General features: G+C 35.0%; 25 protein-coding genes and 1 pseudogene. 4 read left to right on the top strand and 22 right to left on the bottom strand.

The window, feature by feature from the left end; genetic code table 11:
• Positions 1-376: 376 nt before the first annotated feature.
• Positions 377-949 carry a LysM peptidoglycan-binding domain-containing protein gene (locus SH601_RS13915; protein ID WP_319958936.1) on the top strand — a complete coding sequence of 191 codons (573 nt, stop codon included), beginning with the start codon at positions 377-379 and terminating at the stop codon, positions 947-949.
• A 179-nt stretch (positions 950-1128) separates the two neighbouring features.
• Here the strand turns inward: SH601_RS13915 and SH601_RS17665 are convergent, their stop codons facing one another.
• The 6 genes from SH601_RS17665 to SH601_RS13890 all read right to left on the bottom strand — a co-directional run bounded on the left by SH601_RS17665 (position 1129) and on the right by SH601_RS13890 (position 4922).
• Complete coding sequence (locus SH601_RS17665; protein WP_413775131.1) at positions 1129-1245, bottom strand: phosphoglycerate mutase family protein; 117 nt, start codon at positions 1243-1245, stop codon at positions 1129-1131.
• A gap of 167 nt (positions 1246-1412) precedes the next feature.
• A complete protein-coding gene (locus SH601_RS13910) occupies positions 1413-1850 on the bottom strand; it encodes a VOC family protein (RefSeq protein WP_319958935.1) in 438 nt (145 codons plus the stop codon).
• Positions 1851-2139: 289 nt separating this feature from the next.
• Positions 2140-2538, bottom strand: a complete 399-nt coding sequence (locus tag SH601_RS13905; RefSeq protein WP_319958934.1) for a VOC family protein — start codon at positions 2536-2538, stop codon at positions 2140-2142.
• 262 nt (positions 2539-2800) lie between these two features.
• Entirely contained in the window at positions 2801-3223 is a 423-nt protein-coding gene (locus SH601_RS13900) for a histidine phosphatase family protein (protein ID WP_319958944.1), read from the bottom strand.
• Between the two features lie 312 nt (positions 3224-3535).
• Positions 3536-4288, bottom strand: a complete 753-nt coding sequence (locus SH601_RS13895; protein WP_319958933.1) for a (S)-benzoin forming benzil reductase — start codon at positions 4286-4288, stop codon at positions 3536-3538.
• Between the two features lie 31 nt (positions 4289-4319).
• Positions 4320-4922, bottom strand: a complete 603-nt coding sequence (locus SH601_RS13890; RefSeq protein WP_319958932.1) for a TetR/AcrR family transcriptional regulator — start codon at positions 4920-4922, stop codon at positions 4320-4322.
• Between the two features lie 454 nt (positions 4923-5376).
• On the opposite strand from SH601_RS13890, the gene SH601_RS13885 reads away from it, so the two are divergent.
• Positions 5377-8565, top strand: a complete 3189-nt coding sequence (locus SH601_RS13885) for a bifunctional cytochrome P450/NADPH--P450 reductase (RefSeq protein ID WP_319958931.1) — start codon at positions 5377-5379, stop codon at positions 8563-8565.
• A 518-nt stretch (positions 8566-9083) separates the two neighbouring features.
• On the opposite strand, the pseudogene SH601_RS13880 reads toward SH601_RS13885, so the two are convergent.
• From SH601_RS13880 to SH601_RS13860, 5 genes and pseudogenes are all read right to left on the bottom strand, one after another.
• Positions 9084-9350 (bottom strand): annotated as a pseudogene (locus SH601_RS13880) (contact-dependent growth inhibition system immunity protein); the annotation flags it as partial.
• A gap of 207 nt (positions 9351-9557) precedes the next feature.
• Positions 9558-10007, bottom strand: a complete 450-nt coding sequence (locus tag SH601_RS13875; RefSeq protein WP_319958930.1) for a DinB family protein — start codon at positions 10005-10007, stop codon at positions 9558-9560.
• A 182-nt stretch (positions 10008-10189) separates the two neighbouring features.
• The gene (locus SH601_RS13870; RefSeq protein ID WP_319958929.1) at positions 10190-10807 is read right to left on the bottom strand and encodes a class I SAM-dependent methyltransferase; all 618 of its coding nucleotides are present in this window, start codon (positions 10805-10807) and stop codon (positions 10190-10192) included.
• A 147-nt stretch (positions 10808-10954) separates the two neighbouring features.
• Positions 10955-11224, bottom strand: a complete 270-nt coding sequence (locus tag SH601_RS13865; protein ID WP_319958928.1) for a phosphotransferase — start codon at positions 11222-11224, stop codon at positions 10955-10957.
• A 21-nt stretch (positions 11225-11245) separates the two neighbouring features.
• Positions 11246-11656, bottom strand: coding sequence for a hypothetical protein (locus tag SH601_RS13860; protein ID WP_319958927.1), 411 nt, complete (start codon positions 11654-11656; stop codon positions 11246-11248).
• A 446-nt stretch (positions 11657-12102) separates the two neighbouring features.
• Here SH601_RS13860 and SH601_RS13855 point away from each other — a divergent pair, with 446 nt between their 5' ends.
• Complete coding sequence (locus SH601_RS13855) at positions 12103-12816, top strand: tyrosine-type recombinase/integrase (protein WP_413775133.1); 714 nt, start codon at positions 12103-12105, stop codon at positions 12814-12816.
• A gap of 661 nt (positions 12817-13477) precedes the next feature.
• On the opposite strand, the gene SH601_RS13850 is transcribed toward SH601_RS13855, so the two are convergent.
• From SH601_RS13850 to SH601_RS13800, 11 genes are all read right to left on the bottom strand, one after another.
• Positions 13478-14236, bottom strand: a complete 759-nt coding sequence (locus tag SH601_RS13850) for a class I SAM-dependent methyltransferase (protein WP_319958926.1) — start codon at positions 14234-14236, stop codon at positions 13478-13480.
• A 246-nt stretch (positions 14237-14482) separates the two neighbouring features.
• Positions 14483-14872 (bottom strand): RidA family protein, encoded by a 390-nt coding sequence (locus SH601_RS13845; protein WP_319958925.1) that lies wholly within the window; start codon positions 14870-14872, stop codon positions 14483-14485.
• 134 nt (positions 14873-15006) lie between these two features.
• Positions 15007-15582 carry a nucleotidyltransferase family protein gene (locus SH601_RS13840; protein ID WP_319958924.1) on the bottom strand — a complete coding sequence of 192 codons (576 nt, stop codon included), beginning with the start codon at positions 15580-15582 and terminating at the stop codon, positions 15007-15009.
• Between the two features lie 376 nt (positions 15583-15958).
• Positions 15959-16501, bottom strand: coding sequence for a GNAT family N-acetyltransferase (locus SH601_RS13835; RefSeq protein ID WP_319958923.1), 543 nt, complete (start codon positions 16499-16501; stop codon positions 15959-15961).
• A gap of 341 nt (positions 16502-16842) precedes the next feature.
• On the bottom strand, positions 16843-17490 hold the full coding sequence (hisIE, locus tag SH601_RS13830) for a bifunctional phosphoribosyl-AMP cyclohydrolase/phosphoribosyl-ATP diphosphatase HisIE (RefSeq protein WP_319958922.1): 648 nt from the start codon (positions 17488-17490) through the stop codon (positions 16843-16845).
• Complete coding sequence (hisF, locus tag SH601_RS13825) at positions 17480-18238, bottom strand: imidazole glycerol phosphate synthase subunit HisF (RefSeq protein WP_319958921.1); 759 nt, start codon at positions 18236-18238, stop codon at positions 17480-17482. Before hisF ends, hisIE begins: the two co-directional genes overlap by 11 nt.
• Positions 18235-18852: an imidazole glycerol phosphate synthase subunit HisH gene (gene hisH, locus SH601_RS13820; protein ID WP_319958920.1), complete on the bottom strand. Its 618-nt coding sequence runs from the start codon at positions 18850-18852 to the stop codon at positions 18235-18237. Before hisH ends, hisF begins: the two co-directional genes overlap by 4 nt.
• On the bottom strand, positions 18849-19436 hold the full coding sequence (hisB, locus tag SH601_RS13815; RefSeq protein WP_319958919.1) for an imidazoleglycerol-phosphate dehydratase HisB: 588 nt from the start codon (positions 19434-19436) through the stop codon (positions 18849-18851). The genes hisH and hisB overlap by 4 nt, the downstream gene beginning before the upstream one ends.
• Positions 19436-20719 (bottom strand): histidinol dehydrogenase, encoded by a 1284-nt coding sequence (hisD, locus tag SH601_RS13810; protein ID WP_319958918.1) that lies wholly within the window; start codon positions 20717-20719, stop codon positions 19436-19438. Before hisD ends, hisB begins: the two co-directional genes overlap by 1 nt.
• A complete protein-coding gene (gene hisG / locus SH601_RS13805; RefSeq protein WP_319958917.1) occupies positions 20716-21336 on the bottom strand; it encodes an ATP phosphoribosyltransferase in 621 nt (206 codons plus the stop codon). The genes hisD and hisG overlap by 4 nt, the downstream gene beginning before the upstream one ends.
• Entirely contained in the window at positions 21333-22457 is a 1125-nt protein-coding gene (locus SH601_RS13800; protein ID WP_319958916.1) for an ATP phosphoribosyltransferase regulatory subunit, read from the bottom strand. Before SH601_RS13800 ends, hisG begins: the two co-directional genes overlap by 4 nt.
• 171 nt (positions 22458-22628) lie before the next feature.
• On the opposite strand from SH601_RS13800, the gene hisJ reads away from it, so the two are divergent.
• Entirely contained in the window at positions 22629-23435 is an 807-nt protein-coding gene (gene hisJ, locus SH601_RS13795) for a histidinol-phosphatase HisJ (protein ID WP_319958914.1), read from the top strand.
• The last annotated feature ends 1 nt before the right edge of the window (position 23436 follow it).

Genomic DNA, 23436 nt, shown 5'->3' with positions numbered 1-23436 from the left:
ATACAAAATAACCTCCTAAGTTTTTTAAATTAGAGAGACTTTTGCATATTTACCACTGGACAACATGAGCAACACATACCTAATGCTCCTTTCATTTACAACCAATTAAGCATATCAAAATTATTAACATGCTACAAGTATACTTATTTCGGTTTATCATACATAGATTTCATGATAGATAGGTGATCAGTTAAAAATATAAGTACATACTTAACCTCTCTGTCAGAGCTACTTTAATGGATACAATAAAGGAAAGTGTTTTACTGTCTAGATAATCATTAATCATAATTCAAAAAAGCAGGCCCAATTTAAACGTAACCACATACTATAAAATGACCGTATTAAATAAGATTTCTACGATTGGGAGGTAGTTTTTATGTATAGACAGCAAACAAGAATACCAGGGAACTGTCCACAAGGGTTTTTGGGTCGATATACCGTAATTCCAGGAGACACTTTCTATACCATTGCACAAATGTTTAGAGTTAGGATAGAAGCACTTGCAGTTAATAACCCTCATATTCCTGATCCTAATGTATTATTCCCCGGAGATATCCTCTGCGTTCCGGGTTTAGTCCCTTACCCCTGCTGTACGTTTTTACAAACCCAAGGGAGTGTCCCATTCGGTACAGGTGGAGTAGCTTATGTGCACTTTGGTCCAAGAGGAGGTCAGGCAGTGAGCATTATGGCAACCTTACCAGAACCGCGAGTCTTCGGTAATTTTGACAAGTATACAGGTGAAATCATCATTCCTGGAACTGGTAGCTTTAGAAACCAGTTATTTGCAACTTCCGAAGCCCCACCTACTTGGTCATCCAGAATAGAACTTCCTACCGCTGCCTCCGTTACTCCAAACTCGCGTGTGTTAGTTCGTCCTTTTAATTCGTTGGCCAGCACTTCAGGTGCTCCTGTCTTAGAAGGTATAATTCTTGCTGGAAATTGTCAATAACATCAATAAGAGTAAACGGAGCTGTCCTTGCTTGTGTGACTGAGAGGCAGCTCCTTACATTAGTTTTAAAATGCACTAGCTCTCCGAAAAAACAGATCCTCCAACTCTCACCATCTTGAAATTCCCGATAATCTAAGTCAAACCCAATTTTTGTTCGTGGATTTCTATTTGCTCTTGCTCTAAATTTCTGCTTGTTGTCTACCTAACTCAGTTAATGGAGTATCTGTCCATCCACCTGAAGTATTATTTATGTGATGTTCTGATTGACAATGCTGTATCAAGATAATTTTATTCATTCATTTTTATCTCTCTGTAAAATATTTTTACTGCCTTCAATAACTTCTTCTTCAACCAAACTGGTCATTAGTGCAACATGCACAACTTCATTAATATTTAAAATTGTTCTGTTAACAACTTTTTAGATGTTTATTCAATTACAAATATCCTTGTACTACGAAGCTAGTTATTCGAGTTTCTCAGCCAATTCCAAAATGATTCCTTCTGGCCCGCGAACGTAGCATAATTTATAAGCGTTTTTATAATTTTGAATCTCACCAATAAGCTCTGCGCCTTTCTTTTCCAATTTGACAACAAGGGCTTCAATATCTTCAACAGCAAAGGCAATATGCCGAATACCCAAAGTATTTGCCAAAGGACGCTGTATGTCATGTTCATCTGATGGCGTGTGAAATTTTACTAGTTCTATATTCGCCTCACCGTCTGGCGTTCGCAACATTACAACTTCCTCTTTAACGTTTTGGAGGTCTATTATACGCTCCACCCACTCACCTTCCACTTCTCCTTCCCCCATCATTTCAAGGCCAAAGTCTAGAAAAAATGCTTTCACGCTAGGAAGATCATTGACAATTATACCAACATGATCTATTCGATGGATTCTCATACCCCAAACTCCTTTTTCCTAAGTTTATCACATTTGTCACGTAATAATTTCTTCCTGTTAGCGTGCTTGATAACTTTCCCTCATTATTAAACAACTAGAACTGACACAAAAAAGTTATTTGTTACATAGTATCAGTCAAATACGACAAAACCATCACTCTAAAAAGTTACCGCCATAATGATTGATTAATAACAAGTATCGTTGTACTGCGCAACAAGAGGTTCTTTTATTTTTCAATTCTCTTGTTTAACATAAGCACCCGTTACTTTAAGTACATTCCTTCACAAAGTTAAATTTTATCTTTTTTACCTACTTTAATTCCAAATGCTATCCATCTTCCATCTATATCTTCAACTACAAATTCTTTATTATTGTAATCAGTATTATCTAAGGAACGAACGATTTTCACATTAGAATTGATTAACTCTTTTTGAAGTTCCTCTTGATTCTTTGTTATAAAGTAAGCGTCGTACCCATAACCATATAACTCTCTATTTGGGATCACTTTTTGTCCGTTAGTTTTAGTTAAAATAATTTCTGTTGTATCACGATACAAACAAATATGTGGTTCATTTGCATCCAAATACTGTACAACCTTAAATCCCATCTTTTGTTCATAAAAATAAGCAGTTTTTATTATATCTGATGTTGGGAATATACAATGTGACTCTAATAAAAGGTTCTTCATTCTTCTTTCTCCTCTTTAAATTAGGTTCGTTTTTAATTTCTATATTGCCTTTAATTTCTCCTTCTTTTAAAAACCTTCTCCCATTGTAATTTGAATCTATCTGAGGGAGTGAGTATGGTCCGCTTTTTTCGATCCTTTGAATAGAAAGAGACTATTACTTTTCGGATAATCGTCTCATAATAATTGTGTATAGCTAGTATCGTTGTACTATGTAGCAAAATGGGTTTGTTATATTTGTTGTTCTTCTCATGATAAGCTCCCGTTAACTTAACAGTGAATATGTTGTACAATTCCAATGTTTTACACCCACTTTTCTTTTTCCTTTCCATCCTTTTTTCTGCAATTCCTTCGCAATAAACATATTAAAAAATCCATGTCCAACTAATACTACAGAATTATATTCATCAGCATAATCAATTAATCGTTGTGATGCCTTTTTCGCTCTCTGTTTTGCGTCACTCAAAGACTCGCATTCGTTAGAATATCCGCTAAACCATAGTAGTCTTAAAATGACTGCCCAAATGCTCGTTCTTAATTTTAAATTCAATAGTTTCATTAAAAGAGTAGGTAATTCCGTTTCTCGAAACAAAGTGGCAGAAATTGTTTTCACTTCTGGATTTAATATTTTCACTGAATCAACTGACCTTTTTAAATCACTAGTTAGCACAATTTTTGCTGCTGCTATTTTTTCCAGTGTATCAGCAGGATAATTTGATTCTATAACGACTCCATTGTAATCATGCTTTTCAACCTATTCCTTAAATTTCAAACAAGTTAATCTATCATTATCAGCTAACTGTGATTTCCCATGTCTAATCAATGATATTTCCATAATAATCTCCTGTAAATAAATTTTATCCATTACCTCAGTAACAGTTATTTCTGGGGAAATCTTTCTTTAACTCTACTGCCCGTATGTTAAGTTCACTTTTCACATTCTAAACTGGCTTCAAAATATATACAGTAACTTATTATGCTTTACTGATGTAAATCATATTTATGATAATTCTTCTACTAATGTCTCTTTACCGTAATCACTACTCATTAATAATTGAATTAGTTTTTCAGCAGTATCTAGAGGGGTTTGTAACTTTCCTTCTTCAAATAATTGATTAAACAATTCAACATATGGGAACTTTTCCTTACTTGTTGACCGTATTTCAGCTTGTAATTTTGTTTCTATTACACCTGGATAAACTGACGCAACCTTTACTGGATAAGGTTTTTCTTTTTGTTCTAAATAAATACTTTTTGTAAAAGAATCCAGTCCTGCTTTTGCTGTACTATAAGGGCTTTGTGAAGAAAGTAAATATTTTGCAGAACCAGATGAGATGTTTAATACTCTTTTATCTATCTCCCAATTATTTGTGTATCTTATAAAATTAGATGTGAGCAAAATCGGAGCAATTAAGTTTACATTAATATTTCTAATGACATCTTCACTAATAGTTTCCTCTATTGGTCCAATCGGAGAAAGAATACCTGCGTTATTGATTAAATAAATAGAATCAACATCATCTTCATTAATTAAACTAAATACACTTTCAAACAGGGATTCAATATCCGTTAAATTATTAAGGTCAAAAGAAAAATTCAATACATTACCAGGTTTTAATCCTAAGTCAAAATTTATATTTTCACTCATACCTCTTGAAATACAAATAACCTGGTTATTCCCATCATTTAACAGTATTTTTACCAATGATTCTCCAATTCCTCTAGAAGTTCCAGTTATAATAAAATACTTCATTTAGTTACCTCTTTTCCAAATAATTAACTACCTATATTTTTTCTTCTTCTTTTAATAGACTATTAACTGTTTCTTTCCATACTTCTTTGTAATCAATATTAAAGCCTATCATAATACTCCTCGCTATATTATCAATAACTAATGCTAGGAGTTGAGCATAATTATCAACATTAGAAACTTTAATAACTCCTTCATCAATTCCTTTTAATAATATATTTCTAAATCCATTAATAAACTCGAATTGTACACTTACAAGACGCTGTTTAAAATTATTATTTCTATTAGATAATAATGTAAATTCATTTAAAACCTTTATTAACTCATAGTTGTCATCCTCTGTAGTTGGTAAAAAATCTAATCCAAATTGATACAGTTTTTCACCAAAATTTTCTTTATTTAGTTCATTAACATGGAAAAAATCACTAAATTTATAGTTCCTAAGAATATGATTAAATGAGTGTTCTATCAACTCTTCCTTCGACGAAAAATGATAGTAAATTGAAGGTTTAGTAATCCCTACTTCTTTTGCTATCATCGCTAAACTTGTCTTCTCTATACCGTAGTTTTTAAAAAGTCTTAATGCTGCTTCTAAAATTTGAATAGAGGTTAATTCCTTTTTATTAATAGGTATCACTCCTTAAAAGTGAAACATTCCAATTATTGTCATTTTACATACCGTTAGGTAAAATAACAATAGGAATTTCTCACTAATTAAGAGAAAAAGTCTTTTGAATATTAGCCTCCTTATTATCCTATTCTGCCACTTCGTAAGTACGCACCTTTTTTACTGCGTAGTATACGTCAAATACGAAGAAGAGACGATCACTTAATAAACGTAATCGTCCCAGAAATTTTTAAACAGTATCGTTGTACTGCGCAATAAAAAATCCATATACTTCCACATCCTTCAATGTTATAATCCTTTTAAATAAACATTTAAGGTGGTGTTTAAAATGACCAAATAGTTCCTTGCTTTCTCTAGGATTTTTTAGGTTTAACATTCCTTATCGCAGGTATAAATAGTTATTTTGTAATTTTCAACTTAGAATCGTTTATTGCAACGAGTACTAATTGAAAGGGTGTTTTTAATGGAAAAATTGACTGCTATTCCTCAACCGAAAACTTATGGACCGCTTGGTAATACCCCATTGATTGATAAAGATAAGCCGATTTTATCGTTTGTCAAACTAGCAGAAGAGTTTGGTCCTATTTTTCAGCTACAAACTCCGGGAAGTTCTGCCATTATCGTTTCTGGACAGGAACTGGTAGCAGAAGTATGTGACCAGTCACGATTTGATAAAAGTGTAGAGGGTGCCTTAGCAAAGGTTCGTTCCTTTGGTGGAGACGGGTTATTTACAAGCTCGACCCACGAGCCTAACTGGAAAAAAGCCCATAATATTTTGATGTCTACATTTAGTCAGCGAGCAATGAAAAATTACCATGCCAAGATGGTCGATATTGCCGGACAGCTCGTTCAAAAATGGGCACGGCTTAATCCAAATGAAGAAGTGGATGTACCAGAGGATATGACTCGTCTTACATTAGACACGATTGGTTTATGCGGTTTTAATTACCGATTCAACAGTTATTATCGAGAGACTCCTCATCCTTTTATTACAAGCATGGTCCGTGCTTTAGATGAAGCGATGCATCAATTACAGCGACTGGATATACAGGACAAACTCATGGTGAGAACGAAACGTCAATTTCATCATGATATCCAAACCATGTTTTCTTTAGTGGATAACATTATTGCTGAACGTAGAGCAAATGGAAACCAAGAAGAAAATGATTTACTTTCCCGTATGTTAAATGTGGAGGATCCGGAAACGGGCACAAAACTGGATGATAAAAATATCCGTTATCAAATCATAACCTTTTTAATAGCCGGACACGAGACAACAAGCGGATTGTTATCCTTTGCAATCTATTTCTTATTAAAAAATCCAGATAAGTTGAATAAAGCCTATGAAGAAGTAGATCGGGTATTAACAGGGACAACTCCGACATATCAACAAGTTCTACAGCTTAAATATATACGTATGATTTTAAATGAATCCCTGCGTCTATGGCCTACCGCACCAGCATTCAGCCTTTATGCAAAAGAAGACACCATGATTGGCGGGAAATACCTAATTAAGAAAGAAGAAGATCGCGTTACTGTTCTTATTCCACAGCTGCATCGGGATAAAGACGTATGGGGAGACAATGCAGAAGAATTCCATCCTGAACGATTTAAAGACCCGGATAAAATCCCTCATCATGCTTATAAGCCATTTGGAAATGGCCAGCGAGCATGTATCGGTATGCAGTTTGCTCTTCATGAGGCAACGCTTGTTCTGGGGATGCTTCTTAAGCAATTTGAATTTATCGATCATCAAAATTATCAGTTGGATGTGAAGCAAACATTAACGCTAAAACCGGGTGATTTTAAAGTTAAAGTTAAGTCCCGTGATCAAGTTAGTAATTTACCACCTGCCATTGCTCCAGTGGTCGAGACGCCAGAGGATGAGCAAGTCAAACAAGAGAATGTAGCTTCTCTCACTGGACTTAATGATCGTCAACTACTTGTTCTTTACGGTTCTGATACCGGGACAGCAGAAGGCGTAGCAAGTGAACTTGCAGACACAGCTAGTTTACACGGGGTTCAAACAGAAGTGGCGCCGCTTAATAATCGAATTGGTAATCTCCCAAAAGAAGGGGCAGTTCTGATTGTGACTTCCTCTTATAACGGCAATCCACCAAGCAATGCAAAACTGTTTATACAATGGCTAGAAGAACTAAACCAAGGCGATCTTACTGACGTCCATTATGCAGTGTTTGGATGTGGAGATCTTAACTGGGCTAGTACTTATCAGCGTGTCCCGAGAATAATTGATGAACAACTTTCCCAAAAAGGAGCAACTAGATTTTCAGTACGTGGTGAGGGAAATGTAAATGGTGATTTTGAGGAACAATTTGACCAATGGAAAAGTAAAATGTGGTCTGACGCTCTGGAGACGTTTGGACTAGAACTGAATGAACATGTAGAAAAAGAGCGGAATACGTTAAGTCTTGAATTTGTCAGTGGTCCTGGAGGTTCCCCTCTTGCTCGCTCATATGAAGCAGTGAATGCAACTATTGTGGAAAATCGAGAGCTCCAATCAGCTGACAGTGAGCGAAGTACACGACATATTGAGATTGCCTTACCAGAAGACGTTACTTATCAAGAAGGAGACCATCTTGGAGTACTTCCACATAACAGTGAGGAACTAGTCAATCGTGTACTTAAGAGATATCAACTAAACGGAAATGATCAAGTATTGCTTTCAGCAAGTGGAAGAAACGCGGCTCATTTGCCACTAGATATGCCAGTTCCTTTACATGACCTGCTTAGCTATAGTGTGGAATTACAGGAGGCGGCGACTAGAGCTCAAATTAGAGAAATGGCATCTTTTACGAATTGCCCTCCACATAAATACGAATTGGAACATTTAGCGGAAGAAGGAATTTATCAGGAGCAAATATTCAATAAACGTATTTCTATGTTAGATCTTCTCGAAAAGTACGAAGCATGTGAAATACCGTTTGAGCGCTTTTTAATACTTCTACCAGCACTCAAACCACGTTACTATTCTATTTCTAGTTCACCACTTGTTGCCAAAGATCGTCTAAGTATTACTGTCAGTGTCATTGACGAACCTGCATGGAGTGGATTAGGAAAATATAAAGGGATTGCTTCTAACTATTTAAGTCAATGTAACATTAACGACAATATTGCTTGTTTTATTCGAAATCCACAATCTAATTTTCAGTTGCCGCAAAACCCTGAAACTCCAATGATTATGGTTGGTCCAGGAACTGGTATTGCACCATTTCGAGGTTTTTTACAAACTCGTTGTGCTCAGAAACAAAAAGGAATAAAGTTAGGAGAAGCTCATCTATATTTCGGTTGTCGCCACCCTGAACAAGACTACTTTTATCGTGCAGAACTGGAAAAAGATGAAATGGATGGCTTACTATCCTTGCACACTGCTTTTTCTCGTTTAGAAGGACATTCTAAGAGATATGTACAGCACTTAATGAAACAGGATGGAGCTAAATTAATTTCGCTATTAGATAACGGTGCTCACCTATATATATGTGGTGATGGAAGTCAAATGGCTCCGGATGTAGAAGATACTCTTTGTCACGCTTATCAAGAAATTCATGGTATCAGTGAACAAGAGTCCAAAAATTGGTTAGATCGGTTACAACGTGAAGGACGATACGGAAAAGATATTTGGGCTGGAATCTAATCTTTTTTACTAAATAAGTCACATACAACTACTCATAATAAAAGGATAATGAGCTTCATTTGATTAAGTGTTACGTTACAACAAAGATAAACTGCTTTGAATAAAGTCAACTATTTTTATAAAATATTCAATCATAATCCCGTATACAATAAAGGATACGGGATTTTTGTTTTCTCTTTTTAAATAATATCTCGCTCAATTTAGTTCAATAATTCACAACATCTTTTTGAACCTTAACATTGGTGTCTGATTTTTTACAGGTGCTATTCCATAAACGGGCCTGTTTGTTAAAAGTATCACCTATACATAAAAAGATATTTCTTTACTTTACTTTACTTTACTTTGATTCTATCAAGTTATTTAGGGCGTAGTAATAGTCAAATACGAAGAAGAGACAATCACTTAATAAACGTAATCGTCCCAGAAATTTTTAAACAGTATCGTTGTACTATGCAGAAAAACAAGCTCTTTGGATACAAGCTTGCTCAACTAAAGCCACCCTTATATTTAATAAGACTTCACTTTGTTGAGTCAAACTTTTTAATAACTGATATAAGTGTTTCAAATGTTGATTTCACCTCTGTTATAACTTCATTAAACTCGTAATACAAATTCTCATTCTGCTTCCAGAATTCATTATCAACTTGCAGAACTAGTTCTAGTAAGTCGACAATATACAAATCTCCTTCCGCAAAAGAGTTGTTCGCAAGAATTTCGATTGCTAATGAAATCATGTAATCTAAATCCATTTTTTTACTGTTCATTACTCTTAATTCACCAGCAGTAAAATCTCTTAGCTTTTATCCCTTAAACTTACCCATCTTCTGATTAGACTGGAATTAAAAAGATTCGTTTAATAAAGTTCATTCCAACTCATTCAAAGTTTTATTTGTATCGAAATTAGTCATTATAATTCACTCCACACTGACTAAATTCAACTTTTTCTTATTATGGATGCGCTTCCAGTTGGTTTAACATGACTCTCACCATTTTTAATTATGTAATTTTTCAGTGATTTGTTTTGAGTGGTGAGCATCGTGTTTTATGAAAATTTTTGTAAAACTTTCTCCTGAGAATTTTCTTTTACCTCCACCAATAGTAAACCTAACATCTTCGTCTAATTTTGAAATTCTTTCAGCTAACTCCTTTCGAGTTAAAACAAAATTATCTATGATAGTTTCATCTGAGTAATCTTTAATAAATCTCATAGCTTCTTCGTTATGTTGGTCATGGTCTGGGAACTTCGGTAAATCAGCATCTTTAATCATTAAGGGTACCATATTTTCTAAGTTGAATTTATCCCAATAATATAGATGACCCACGATTTCTCTAATTGACCATTTCCCTTCTTTAGTAGGTTCAGATAGTATCTCTTCAGAAAATTCTTTTAAGCCCAAAATATTATCGATCATCTTTTCAAACTGACTTAGCGTTTTGTTCATTTTATATCCTCCTCAAAAATATTAGAATATTTCAACTTCCCCATTACCACAAATTGTAATGTAATAGAACGTTCATTCTTACTTTTTATTACAATAATTAACAAGTATATTTGAGTAACTCGCTTCGTTAGTTTAAGTGTAAATTTTCACAAAATCTCTAGTTGCAAGTGAAATTGGTAAAATTATTTTCTTAAAATTATGGATTGAAAGTGATATTTTCCACCAACTATTTCATTAGGTACTACATTAAAATAATCGATTGAAAACAACTCTGATAGTAATTGTTTTATGGATTCATCTTCATAAAAGGAAAAAAACCTCTTGGGTGTATAAGAATCTCCTTCCCAGATTCCCTCATAATTTTCTCCACCATAAACCCCCATATAAAATAAACCAGATGGCTTTAATACCCTTTTGATTTCATTTAGAGCGCCTTTTATGTCTTCTTTTGAAACATGAAGTAGACAATTAAGTGCCCAAATAGAATCAAAGTGATTATTTGGAAAATCAATACTGGAAAAATTCATCACTTTAGCACTTAAACCTTTTTCCTTACACAATTTAACCATTTCAGGAGAAATATCGGTACTTATAGTATTTAAACCTTGTTCTTTAAAGTAAAGGCTATCTTTCCCGGTTCCTGCTCCAATTTCCAATAAACTACCGCATTTTTCTTTTTTTATTTTATTCAAGAAAACATCTCGTTCTTTAACCTTCCAGTCTTGCAAACTATAAGTATCTCTCTCAATTGCTTTCTTGTTATATGATTCAATAATATTTTTTTCGTCTGAAGCCTTCATTGTATTCCCCTCCGATATTTTATTCGACTAACCTGTCCGTTTAGTCGAAGAACGTTATCGCCAAATCAAATGTAACATTTTTTTCCTTTAACTTGTTTCGAAAATAAGAAAATGCTATTGCAGAAATGCTCCCTATAGTGAAACGAGCTATCTACCTATAATCTTTAATTCCACTTTCAAATGCCCGTTTATCGTTATTCTCAATCCCGTGCAATGCTTCTTGCAGAGCGAATGTACTCTTATAAAACTTAACTCGCTCTGATATCTCTTCTCCATTAGGATATAGACTAATACAAATATCAAAAAATCTCTACCATAGCTGGAGAATATTCCAGCAAAATCATAAGCTGGGTCTCCTAAACCAGAACCATCAAAATCAATTATCCCCGAAATTCTACTTGTATCTGGATTCCACAAGATGTTTGAAGCTCCGAAATCTCAGTGAATCAGTGTTATATCTAAATTTGAGAATGCTTCCCCTTTTAGGGACGTTTCAAAGCAGTCTGTTATTTCTCTTTGAGCGTCTTTTTTAATATAAGGAAATAATTTATTTTCAATCCTATCGTACAGGTTATACATTTTTATACGAGGATTACGAACTTTTAGTTTCAAGTCTCGACTTGCTCTTTCTTCTGAAATCGAATGTAGTTCTATTAGAAAAGAAACAAGTTGATTTGCTAACCCTTTAACCAATTCAAAATTTTTAATACCTATTAAACTTTCCTTCCATAAAGGAACACCACCTATTAGATTATAGCCAGTAAAGACCTTACCTGGTTCTAACTCTTCAAAGTATTGATATATTGGATTCGGAATAGGGGTTGAGACAATATCTTTAATATATTTCAAAATTTCCGTCTCTCTTTTTAATTGAATTATTCCATTTTTATATTTGGGAAATCTAAAAACCAAAGATCCGTTTACAATTAACACGTCATTATTCTGTCCAATTTCATTAGGATAAGATTTTTCATTCAGTAATACTCCCTTTTGGTCTCTTTCTAATTTTATTTCAAAACTCTTGTTGAACTATTCTGCTGCTTTAGTTGAATAACCTATCTTAATTCTAACAATAAATCCCACTCGATTCACCCGAATATTTTAAAAACTTATTTTATTCAACTTAGTGGTAAAGATGTTGATAATAATACTTTTGGGAGTGAGCAATTATGTTATTATCGGAAGCCGCACAATCTTATGAGGCAGACAAGAGAATTGAGGGTTTTTCAGCACAAACATTACATGCTTATAGGTTGTAAGCGAAGCTACTTACAGATTACTTTGGGAATATCGACATAAGTAAAATATCAACCCTACAACTGAAGGATTATTTAGCTGAATCGAGTAATAGTTTAAAGCCTTCAAGTTTGTCGCATCGTATTAGATTTTTAAGGTCCCTATTTCGATGGTTGCACGAGGAGGGTTTCATTGAGTTAAATCCTGCTAGTAAAATAAAGGAACCGAGAGTTGGAAAGAGGATTCCCAAATTCCTTACTGAAAGAGAAATTGAATATCTTAGAGATGCTTGCTTTTCTCCAATGGAAAAATCCTTATTTGAATTTATGTTTTCTACTGGTTGTCGTATAGGAGAAATTGTTACCTTGGATCGAAATAGTATAAATTGGGGAAGCCAATCTGCCATTATACGTGGTAAAGGAGATAAGGAACGAGAAGTATACTTTAATATACGTTGTGATATTTGGCTAAAGAAATATTTAGATACCAGATACGATAACGATCCAGCAATATTTGTCACAGAACGCTCTCCACATAGAATGAGCATAGCTCAGATGAGGTATATCATTAAACGTATTTCCAAACGAGCAGGAATAAATAAAACAATTCACCCCCACCAGTTAAGACACAGTTACGCAACACACTTGTTAAATAATGGTGCCCCATTAGAAGTTATTCAAAGCCTATTAGGTCACGAAAAAAGCGAAACTACGAGGATATACGCAGAACTAAGTGGTAGACTGCGACAAGAGCTTTATAGAAGATATTTCTAAAATATTAAAGAGCAACGCTGTTGTAATATGCGTTGCTCTTTTCAACTCTTGCACCCGATTGTTCAATGATCTTTCTCCATTTCCTTATGATTAATTAGCCATATAGAAGAAATTAATAAGATTAGCACCCAATTTATTTCTCCATTTTGAATCGTACTTATACCTATAATTCCTATAAGAACACCTATAATTCCCCAAAGGTAAAATTTAGTCAAAATTATCGCCCCCTATATACGTAATGATATATAACAATCTGCCCGATTGCCGAATAGTCAAAGGTACTTGAGCTATTGCACCCCGTTAGTTTAAGTACACTGTTTCACAATTAAAATAAATTTTGGATTAGAACCTTTATTCCTTCATATATAGCTATTCCTACAACAACCCCCAAAACCATTGTGATAAAGTTCATAGGTTTCTTTTTCATAAAAAAATCCCCCTTTTATAACTTAATACGAATTATCATCAGTTTTGTTTCAATTGTAATTATTAAGTTCTTTCATAAACCTGCTGCATTAGCTTAATAACTTCTCTATGTAAATACTAACATAAATTCCAAATATAGAATAAGAATTTCAACCATAAGAAAAGGTGATCCAATTGGATCACCTTTTTTAACTCATGCACCCGTTTGTTGAACAAAATTTATTTTATAATCCCCTTATTTTTTTAATTTAAACACCATAAAATCAGCACATCTAAAGTCTTCTTCGAATGAAGGGTATTTTTTAAGCATTTCTTTTGATGGCTTTGGTTCTACAATGCTTTCTATTGTAAAACCAGTGTTTATTAAAGTATTAACATAGCTTGTTAGTGTTCTATGGAAGAATAACATTTTTTCTTTATCCCCCAAAGCAGGTTGCTCATATACACCTTCATAAAAATAATTATCTACGTTCCAGTGCAATTTTTCACCACTTTCTGTTTTCTCCCAACCACTTTTAGGCGTAATAAAACAAGGATGTAGAATCGAAAAAATAAAACTCCCTCCATCTACTAATAACCTATACATTTCTTGAAATGCTTTATCATAATTAGCAAGGTCTTGGATAACCATATTGGACACAATTAAATCAAAACTATTATCTTCTAAAGTATTTAAGTCCTCACAGTTACCTTGTCTATAATCAATTAACAAATCATTCGGTGTTCTTTCTTTCGTAATTTCTATCATCCTTGGAGAATAATCAACTGCTGTAACAATGGCACCAGACTTGTAAAAAATTCTACTTAAATACCCTTCACCACATCCTGCATCTAAAACTTTTTTATTTTTTATATTCCCCATCAGCGAAAATAAAGTGGGGTTTAGGAATACCTCTTTATGAAGGTCTCCTTGTTCAGTGTGATTCTTTGAATATGTATCTGCAAAGGTATCCCATCTTTTTATTGCTTCTTCGGTACCCAAATTTTGTTTCATTTTCGTATTCCCCCTCAACTGTCATATTCTTTATTTCCTTAAACCATTCCCTTTCTTTCTTAAACCTTCTTAAGCATTACTGCCCGTTAGTTGAAGTGAATAAATTCACAATGTCACTTATCTTCACTCTTAAATCAATACCAGAAGATAAAGAGTAATTCTTCTGATTTCCGAAAATTTTGGAAATACTTACTTTATTGCGCAGTATAAGTCTACTACGTACTAACCTAATAGCTATATTCATTATTAAATTTCTTTACACGCCCATGCATCGATTTCTACTTTAAACTGTGGTGCTGCTAACGCTACTACATAAATCATTGTAGTACAAGGAAGATGTTCTCCAAGAAAATCTCCAATGATTTTTCTTCGTTGTTCTGCTTCAAAATCTCCAACTAAGTAGAATACCATTTTAGTCAAATCTGCAATCTCCATTTCAGCAGCATCAAGATTCTTCTCTATGTTTTTTAAAGCTAATTGCAGTTGTTCTAGCGGATTTTCTGGTACATTACCATCTATCCCCATACCCAATTGTCCAGATAATGTTAACCACCTATTTGGCCCTGTTACCTCAATTTGATGTACATAAGGGGCAACTGGATTATGTACTGTATCAGGATTTCTTGAAATTTTCACTATCCATCATTCCTTTACCTATTATTTTACATTCCATCTTTACTTTTCATCATTTAAGTAACCTTGTACAATTATCCGTTTAGATTGAGTCATCGTAGAAACAAAAATCTTTTCAGTTAATCTAACGAATTTATTTAATAAGTATCTTTAACATATTGAATTGTTAGTTTGGGCCAAATGGATTTCCAATCCTTTTTTGCTATTCGTTCTTCATATATATTGATTCTTTCTTTATCCTCTGTAAAAAAATGATTCGGCTTCACTTTTAGCTGGAGAACATCACTAATTCCACAAGGAGCAGTTAGTATCACATTATCTTTTTCATCCAATTTCACTCCTAGAGCTGTCGCTGTCTCTGGAAATTTAGAAATAGCATCAACGGCAGAAGTATACGGAGACATATTGCTTTTAATATGCATCCTTGCTTCATTCTTTACAGACCAAGGTGTGTTGGGCAGAAGGTTTTTAAGCGTTTCTTCCAACTTCTTTTCTTCTAATTCATCGATGTTAGCGGGATCAAAATAAATGACATCTATATCAGGGATTGGTGTTCTATCACTGAAATGATGCAAGGTATCCCATACTTTAGAGCGAACAAACCCTGCACATACCCACCAATCGGGTAGATTCAATGATTTTGCTGCTTTTAAAATATCCATCATCCATTCATCTTCTTTAATAATTTCGATAATTTCTTTCTCATTTACCATGTAAAATCACTCCTTCAATACATCTGTGTTTCTATTATGGATAGTCCTCGTTTAATATATAGCCTTCATATGCTTCTATCACGTAATTTCCAATAGCACTCTACTAAAGTTTATAGAAAACAATGTTAAAAGGCGTGTTAAACTTACAAACTCTAATGTGACTTGAATTACTTCAAATACCATTCAAGTGCGTTCATATATGAGATTTTCTTTATTCCTCCTATTCTCCCATCCCTTTTCTACTAAACTGCTCGTTAATTTGAGTGAAAATTCTCAAAATTCTAGACATAATTACTTTAAAAATTATGTTCTTATTTACTATCGTTGTTTTATTACTGCATTTTATAGTTGAAGAAGTAATGAATTTAATTACTGTTTATTTCTTCCAATCTTTTCTCAATATTCCCATTTTAATTGCATCAAAATATTTACCATTAACCTTTCTTGCCTCTCTAATTCTTGCTTCTTCTTGCATTCCTATTTTTTCTGCTACCTTCATCATTCTTGTGTTTCCCGACCAAGTTGACATACCTAATCTGTGTATATCAGTGGATGTAAAAAGATAATCAATCCAAAGTTTATAGCTTTCTGAACCATATCCACCGTTCCAAAAATTACTATCATAAATAACGATACCTGTTTCAAGCCAGTTTGTGTTTTTATCCACCCAATAGGAACCGACATAACCAATAGCCTTTCCATCACATTTTATAACGAGAGAAGCAGGAATATCTGTAAAAATCTCTTGCTCCCATGCTTTTTTATACTCTTCTTTAGTTATTTTCTCTTCAGGAATATAGGGGCCGTTCCACTTTTTGGCTTCTTGTTCTTTTTCTTCAAATTTCCAAAAATATAGTTCATCAATATCCTTATTTGTTGCTTCTTTTAATACAACTTTATTTCCTACTATTTCAATCATAATGAGAAAACTCTCCCCTTGTTATCAATTATATAATAACACTTTTTCATGTATTGCTTTTGTTAGTCTGTACTCTATTATGTATCCAAGTTACAATCAATACCGTCTCCGGGCGAGTAATCTTGCCACAAAGAATATCAATTGTCACACTGCTTCGTTACATTCATTCGGAAATTCATATGAAAGTGAAGAATTCTTATCACACAGGAATAATCTACTGTCTACTATGATTTTACAAGTTTACTAATTTACATATCATCACTATACAGGAAAAAATAAGAAACATCAAAAAAGGCAACCTCCTGTATGTACCAGTTGGTCGCCTTTCCTTCCTTAGCTTCTTACCATTTTTCAATCTCTGCCCGATCACCTTTATTGTTCCCTTTCTTACTAAAGCGATTGGATAATTCTTGTTTTACATCTTCTAATTCTACGCCTTGATTTGCCATCATCACAAACGTATGGTATAACAAATCACTGACTTCGTTAGTTAATTCCTGTTTATCATTATTTTTTGCTGCAATCACTACTTCTCCGGCTTCTTCAATTACTTTTTTACCGATTTTATCGACACCTTTATCAAATAAATAATTCGTATAGGAATTTTCTATGCGTTCTGTTTTACGTTGCTTGACTTCTGCCATTACCTCTTCAATAATAGCTGGATCAAAGTTTGCTTCTTTTTCTGCTATTCGATTGTAAAAGCATGACGTTACACCAGTGTGACATGCTGGACCTGCTGGTATTACTTGAATGAGTACTGTATCTTGGTCACAATCTAAGTCGATCGATTGTACTTCTTGTGTGTTACCAGAGGTTGCCCCCTTATTCCATAACTCATCACGTGATCTAGAATAAAACCATGTCTGTTTCGTTTCTAGTGTCTTTTCATATGCTTCTTCATTCATATAAGCAAGCATAAGTACATCTTTTGTATAATAATCTGTTACGATTGCTGGTATAAGTCCTTTTGAAAAATCAGGCTTCACGAATATTCACTCCTTGATTGATGCAGACATCTTTGACTTGTTTGACTGTAAATGTGTTTTCATGGAAGATTGATGCTGCTAAGCCAGCTGATACATCTGTCTTCTTAAATACTTCTGGGAAATGCTCAGGTTTTCCAACACCACCAGAAGCAATAACGGGAATACGGACTGCATGAACTACCGCTTCGGTAAGCGTAATGTCAAAACCATCTTTGACACCGTCTGTATCGACGCTTGTCAGCAAGATTTCACCTGCTCCTCGTTTCTCTGCTTCTTTTGCCCATTCTATCGCGTCCAAGTCAGTATCCTTTGTTCCACCATGTGTCATGACGTGCCACTTCTCACCAACTCGTTTCGCATCAATTGCTACGACAACACATTGGGCACCAAATCGATCAGATGCTTCTGTTATTAGTTGTGGATTGTTAACAGCTGCTGAGTTCATCGCTACTTTATCGGCACCAGCTTGTAACAAACGAGTTACATCATCAATTGTTCGTACACCACCACCAACGGTAAAAGGAACAAAAACTTGTTCAGCTGTTTGTTTAACAATCTCGACCATTGTTTGACGTCCTTCATTTGTTGCAGAAATATCTAAAAAGATAATTTCATCAGCACCTGTTTTCGAATAGTTCGATGCCATTTCTACTGGATCACCTAGTTCTCGCAAGCCGACAAAATTTGTTCCTTTTACTACTTTTCCTTCCTTCACGTCTAAACAAGGAATAATACGTTTGGCAATCATACAATTTGCCTCCTATCGCTTTTCGTTTCTTCTAAAAATACTTTTAAAAGCTCGACACCAACTTCCCCACTTTTTTCTGGGTGAAATTGCATGCCATACACATGCCCATTTTGAACAATACCTGGTACTTGCGTGCCATAATCTGCCGTAGCAACCAAATACTTTTGTGCTGTTCTCGCTTGGAAAGAATGAACAAAGTAAACATGTTTCTCTTGAAACGCTGCAAAAGCTTGATTATCATTTTCAATTTGTAGCTGGTTCCAGCCGATATGTGGCAAAATATAGGTTGTTTCGATTCTAGTAACCTCACCGGGTATAAGCCCTAATCCATCTGAAACCCCATTTTCATAGCCTTTATCAAAAAGTAATTGCATGCCTAGACATATACCTAAAAAAGGCTTTTCTTGTGCGAGTTTACGTAAAGGTTCTGCTAAGTTTCGCTCTTGAATCTCTTGAACGGCAGCTTGAAAAGATCCTACACCAGGTAGAATAATATGACTTGCAGCTTCTAATCTATCGATAGAATCTGTAATTTCCACCTCGTAGCCTAATTGTTCAAAGGCTGTTCTAACACTTGCTACATTTCCCATACCATAATCTACAATTGCGATCATTCGATTAACCCCTTTGTAGAATTAACCCCTTTAATATCAGGATTGATTCGAACTGCCTCACCTAATGCACGACCAAGTGCTTTGAAAACCGCTTCAATTTTATGGTGTGTATTGTGACCATACATTACTTTTGCATGTAATGTTATCGCCGATTGAAAAGCAAATGCTTGTAAAAATTCTTGGACTAGCTCTGTATCAAAATTACCTAGCTTTTGATTAGAAAATTCTCCATCAAATACAAGAAAAGGCCGACCACTAATATCTAAAGCGACAAAGCCTAGTGCTTCATCCATTGGTACATAGGCACTTCCAAAACGATTAATTGATTTTTTATCGCCTAGTGCTTCTTTAATCAATTGACCTAACACAATACCTACGTCTTCTACCGTATGGTGACTATCAATGTGTAAGTCACCTGAGGCTTTTACGACTAATCCAATCCTACCATGACGTGCAAAAGCTTCTAACATATGGTCAAAAAATCCAACGCCTGTTTCAATACGTACTTCTGACGGATCATCTAAGTTAACAGATATATCAATCTTTGTTTCTAGTGTTTCTCTTCGTTTACTAGCTGTTCTCATTATTTCTCCTCCAAACGTTTACTCACTGCAAGTCCATGTCCTTCAAGCTGTTCTTGGTTAGCTATCGTTACAACAGCTTCCCCAGCATCACGTAATGCTTGCTCTGTGTAATATAAGTAAGTCGTTTTTTTGACAAAGTCATCGACAGATAATCCGGATGAAAATCGAGCAGTTCCAGACGTTGGCAATACGTGATTAGGACCAGCAAAATAATCCCCTATTGCTTCTGGTGTATATGGACCTAAAAAGACGGAACCCGCATGACGCACTTTACTCAAATGACTGAGCGGATCTGTCACTTGAATTTCTAAATGCTCCGGTGCAAGTTTGTTTGATAATTCAAACGCCTTTTGTAAATCTTGAACAACTACTGCAGCACCTTTTTCTTGTAAAGAAGTGGTTGCAATTGATTGTCGTGGTAATTCCTTACATTGTGTCACTAATTCTTGTTGCACTCGTTCTGCTAACACAGCAGAGGTTGTAATAAGGAATGCGCGCGCATTTGTATCATGTTCTGCTTGTGCAATTAAATCAGCTGCAATAAATACAGGATTGGCAGATTGGTCTGCAATAATGGCTACTTCACTTGGACCAGCAATCATATCAATGCCGACATCGCCATAGACTAATTTTTTTGCAGCAGCAACATATGCATTACCTGGTCCTACAATTTTATCAACCTTTGGAATAGTTTCCGTTCCATAAGCAAGTGCTGCAATCGCCTGTACACCACCAACACGATAAATATTCGTTACACCAGCAATATCAGCTGCTACAGCTAGAACGGGATCAAGCTCTTCTCCATCCTTTACTGGTGTTGTCATCATCACATCATTAACTCCAGCAAGTACAGCAGGAATAGCATTCATTAATACAGATGAAGGATATACCGCGGTTCCTCCAGGTACATAAATACCAACACGGTCAATCGAGCGATATAACTGCCCAGCAATAATATCTTCATCCATTTGCATCATACGAGAATTGTTTACTTGCTTTTGGTGGAAGCTTCGAATATTCTTTGCCGCTCGTTGTAACGCCTCTATCACGTCTTGATCTACTTTATCCCAAGCTGCTCTGCGCTCCTCTTCCGTAACAAGAAATGTCGCTGGCGCTTTTCCGTCAAATTTTTCGATATATGTGCGAACAGCTTGATCACCAGCATTCTGTACATCAGCGATAATACTTGCTGCAGCTTGTAAAAATTGTTGCTGTTCTTGACTATTTGTTTTTTCTGGTGCTGCTTTTGTGAGGAATTCCTCCACAGATAATAAAGGAATCATCTTTTTTTCGCCCCTTCCCTAAACCGTTCAATGACTGGTACTAATTTCTCTCTCTTTATTTTTAACGATGAACGATTCGCAATTAATCTTGCACTAAATGACAAAAATTCATCTTCAATAACAAGTCCGTTTTCTTTCAAGGTAGTGCCTGTCTCGACAATATCAACAATAGCATCTGCAAGACCTAAAATCGGTGCTAACTCCACCGATCCTTCTAATTTAATCACATCAACAGACTCACCTTTTTCTTTAAAGTAAGATTTCGTAATATGTGTAAACGTACTCGCGATTCGTTTCTTTTGATCTGGCCACACATAATCTTTCTTCGTCGCTAGCGCCATTCGGCAATGACCAAATGGTAATGGAAATAGATTAAATACATCTGGCTCATGTTCAATCAAAATATCACCACCGACAACACCTAGATCAGCGATACCATTTTCTACATACGTTGTCACATCGACACCTTTAGCAAAAAAGAAGGAAAATTCATTGGTTTCGATACGGAGCTTTCTACCTTTTTCCATTAAAGGCTCTGCTTCATAACCAAGTTCTTTAAAAAATTGTACAAATTGCTTCTCTAATCGTCCTTTTGTTAACGCAATTACTGGCTTCATTTTTCAACCACCTTATACTGACCGTCCTCTTCCACCACTTCATATACTGTATGATAGACTGATTGGTCCTTTAATTCATATTGAATATCGACTACTGGCTCATCCATTGCGATTCTATGTTTCTCTGCAATCGCATGTGTTTCCGGAGAAGCTAGTATACAAATTTTATCTGGCTCTTGTTCTGGTTTCATATGCTTCGCTAATACATCTACATCAAAGGCAAGGCCTACCGCAGAAGTAGTTATATCAAATTGCTTATACAACCTGTCATATCTACCTCCGGAAAAACAAGTAGAACCGTCATTGGTTAAAAAGCCTCTGAACATAATTCCGTCATAGTACGGTAGATTCTTCACGCGTCCGAGATCAACAATTACTTCTGATACACCTGATGCTTCCAATAAATCTATTAACTTCTCAATATTCGTCAACACTTCGATTAAATCTTCTCGGTCCGACCATTTTTGACGATACTGCTTAATAATATCTCTTGAACCGTACGCATCGATTAAGGCTAATAAAGACTCTGCTAGTTCCGCATTTCCTGCCTTTAACACAATGGCTTCGACTAAGTCTGTTCGTTTATCATGCATTGCTTGTAACAATTGTTCTTCTTCTAGCTCTGTAAAAGCAAAAGGAGCAACAAGTGCTTCAAATATACCAGTATGTCCTAGTTCAATCACATATTGATCAATCTCTAATTGTTGTAAATAGGCAATGGCAGTTAGTAAGCTCTCTGCCTCACCGAAAAAGCGATCTGCATGAACAATTTCAATACCTGCTTGGCGACTTTCCGTATTTTCTTGATCAAATCGAAAGACACTACCTTGATAAGACCATTTTTGCTTAGATGGATGCTGTCCAGCAATCGCTCTTGCTATCGCTGTTGTCCAGTCTGGTCTTAACACCTCGATTTCCCCTTCACCGTTAAACCATTTCAACATAGAGAGCAAATCCATTCCCGCAACATCATTTGTAAATGTTTGAGCGTATTCTACTACCGGCGTAGAAATTTGTCTGAAACTTTTATTATAAGTAACTTGTCTAAATATTTCATATGCTCTTAGTCGGTTGGAAATCTGAACTCCTGTTTCATCTTGACTACCTTCTGGTAAAAACATATCGGTCACATCCTATCCCGCGCTTTATTAGTTTATCACTCTACCGTAATAAAGTGTTATTTTGTAATATTAGATTAGCATACTTTTCTTAAATTTGTCAATCTCACTTTCCATTTTCTATAATTCTGTTTACAATAGATATCAAGCTTATTTATATAAGGAGAGATACTTATGCAATTTGACGGTGATTACCACGTACATACCCAATTTTGCCCACATGGTTCAGATGACACGATTGAACAATATATTGAAACAGCCATCCAAAAAGGGCTAAAAGAAATTACTTTTACAGAACATGCTCCACTACCAAGTGAGTTCGTTGATCCGACACCAGATAAAGACAGTGCAATGGCATGGGAGGATGTGGAGCGGTATATTGCGATTATTGAACGTTGCAAAAAAACATATGAGTCACAAATAAAAATAAATCTAGGCTTTGAACTAGACTATATTGAAGGCTATGAAGATGCGATCACTTCTTTTCTTAAAACATATGGTCCATATATCGACGATGCGATTTTATCTGTTCATATGTTAAGAACACCAGATGGTCGTTATGTATGTATTGATTTCAGTGATACAGAGTTTGCAAAAATCATTCGTTTGTTTGGCAGCATTGAAGCTGTTTATGATAAGTATTATCAAACAGTAGAAAAAGCGATTGTTGCAGACCTCGGTCCATATAAACCTAATCGAATCGGTCATTTAACATTGATTCATAAATATCAGCGTAAATATGCCGTTGATGGTAGTTATACAGTAACGATAGAAAGACTACTTGATTTAATTGTTCAACGTGATTTAGAGTTGGATATTAATACTGCTGGACTGTATAAAGCAGATTGCCTTGAGCTCTATCCACCGCAATCAATCATTAACAAAGCACTCGCAAAAGGAATCAGATGGAAACCCGGATCTGATAGTCATTCTGCAGAAACTATTGCCCGCGGCTTTGATCAATTAACGTTTAACAAATAAT

This window comes from Gracilibacillus pellucidus (assembly GCF_033949965.1).
Classification (GTDB): Bacteria; Bacillota; Bacilli; order Bacillales; family Amphibacillaceae; genus Gracilibacillus; species Gracilibacillus pellucidus.
Note: the sequence above shows the minus strand (reverse complement) of the source record. Positions and strands in the feature narration are given on the sequence as shown.

Coding starts and splice junctions, on each gene's coding strand:
- hisJ (WP_319958914.1), top strand. CDS start 22,629: ATGCAATTTGACGGTGATTACCACGTACATACCCAATTTTGCCCACAT.
- SH601_RS13875 (WP_319958930.1), bottom strand. CDS start 10,007: ATGAACAAAACGCTAAGTCAGTTTGAAAAGATGATCGATAATATTTTG.
- hisG (WP_319958917.1), bottom strand. CDS start 21,336: ATGAAGCCAGTAATTGCGTTAACAAAAGGACGATTAGAGAAGCAATTT.
- SH601_RS13835 (WP_319958923.1), bottom strand. CDS start 16,501: ATGATTGAAATAGTAGGAAATAAAGTTGTATTAAAAGAAGCAACAAAT.
- hisF (WP_319958921.1), bottom strand. CDS start 18,238: ATGATTGCCAAACGTATTATTCCTTGTTTAGACGTGAAGGAAGGAAAA.
- SH601_RS13910 (WP_319958935.1), bottom strand. CDS start 1,850: ATGAGAATCCATCGAATAGATCATGTTGGTATAATTGTCAATGATCTT.
- SH601_RS13895 (WP_319958933.1), bottom strand. CDS start 4,288: ATGAAGTATTTTATTATAACTGGAACTTCTAGAGGAATTGGAGAATCA.
- SH601_RS13885 (WP_319958931.1), top strand. CDS start 5,377: ATGGAAAAATTGACTGCTATTCCTCAACCGAAAACTTATGGACCGCTT.
- SH601_RS13870 (WP_319958929.1), bottom strand. CDS start 10,807: ATGAAGGCTTCAGACGAAAAAAATATTATTGAATCATATAACAAGAAA.
- SH601_RS13840 (WP_319958924.1), bottom strand. CDS start 15,582: ATGGTAAATGAGAAAGAAATTATCGAAATTATTAAAGAAGATGAATGG.
- SH601_RS13915 (WP_319958936.1), top strand. CDS start 377: ATGTATAGACAGCAAACAAGAATACCAGGGAACTGTCCACAAGGGTTT.
- SH601_RS17665 (WP_413775131.1), bottom strand. CDS start 1,245: ATGAATAAAATTATCTTGATACAGCATTGTCAATCAGAACATCACATA.
- SH601_RS13850 (WP_319958926.1), bottom strand. CDS start 14,236: ATGAAACAAAATTTGGGTACCGAAGAAGCAATAAAAAGATGGGATACC.
- hisH (WP_319958920.1), bottom strand. CDS start 18,852: ATGATCGCAATTGTAGATTATGGTATGGGAAATGTAGCAAGTGTTAGA.
- SH601_RS13905 (WP_319958934.1), bottom strand. CDS start 2,538: ATGAAGAACCTTTTATTAGAGTCACATTGTATATTCCCAACATCAGAT.
- hisD (WP_319958918.1), bottom strand. CDS start 20,719: ATGATTCCTTTATTATCTGTGGAGGAATTCCTCACAAAAGCAGCACCA.
- SH601_RS13800 (WP_319958916.1), bottom strand. CDS start 22,457: ATGTTTTTACCAGAAGGTAGTCAAGATGAAACAGGAGTTCAGATTTCC.
- hisB (WP_319958919.1), bottom strand. CDS start 19,436: ATGAGAACAGCTAGTAAACGAAGAGAAACACTAGAAACAAAGATTGAT.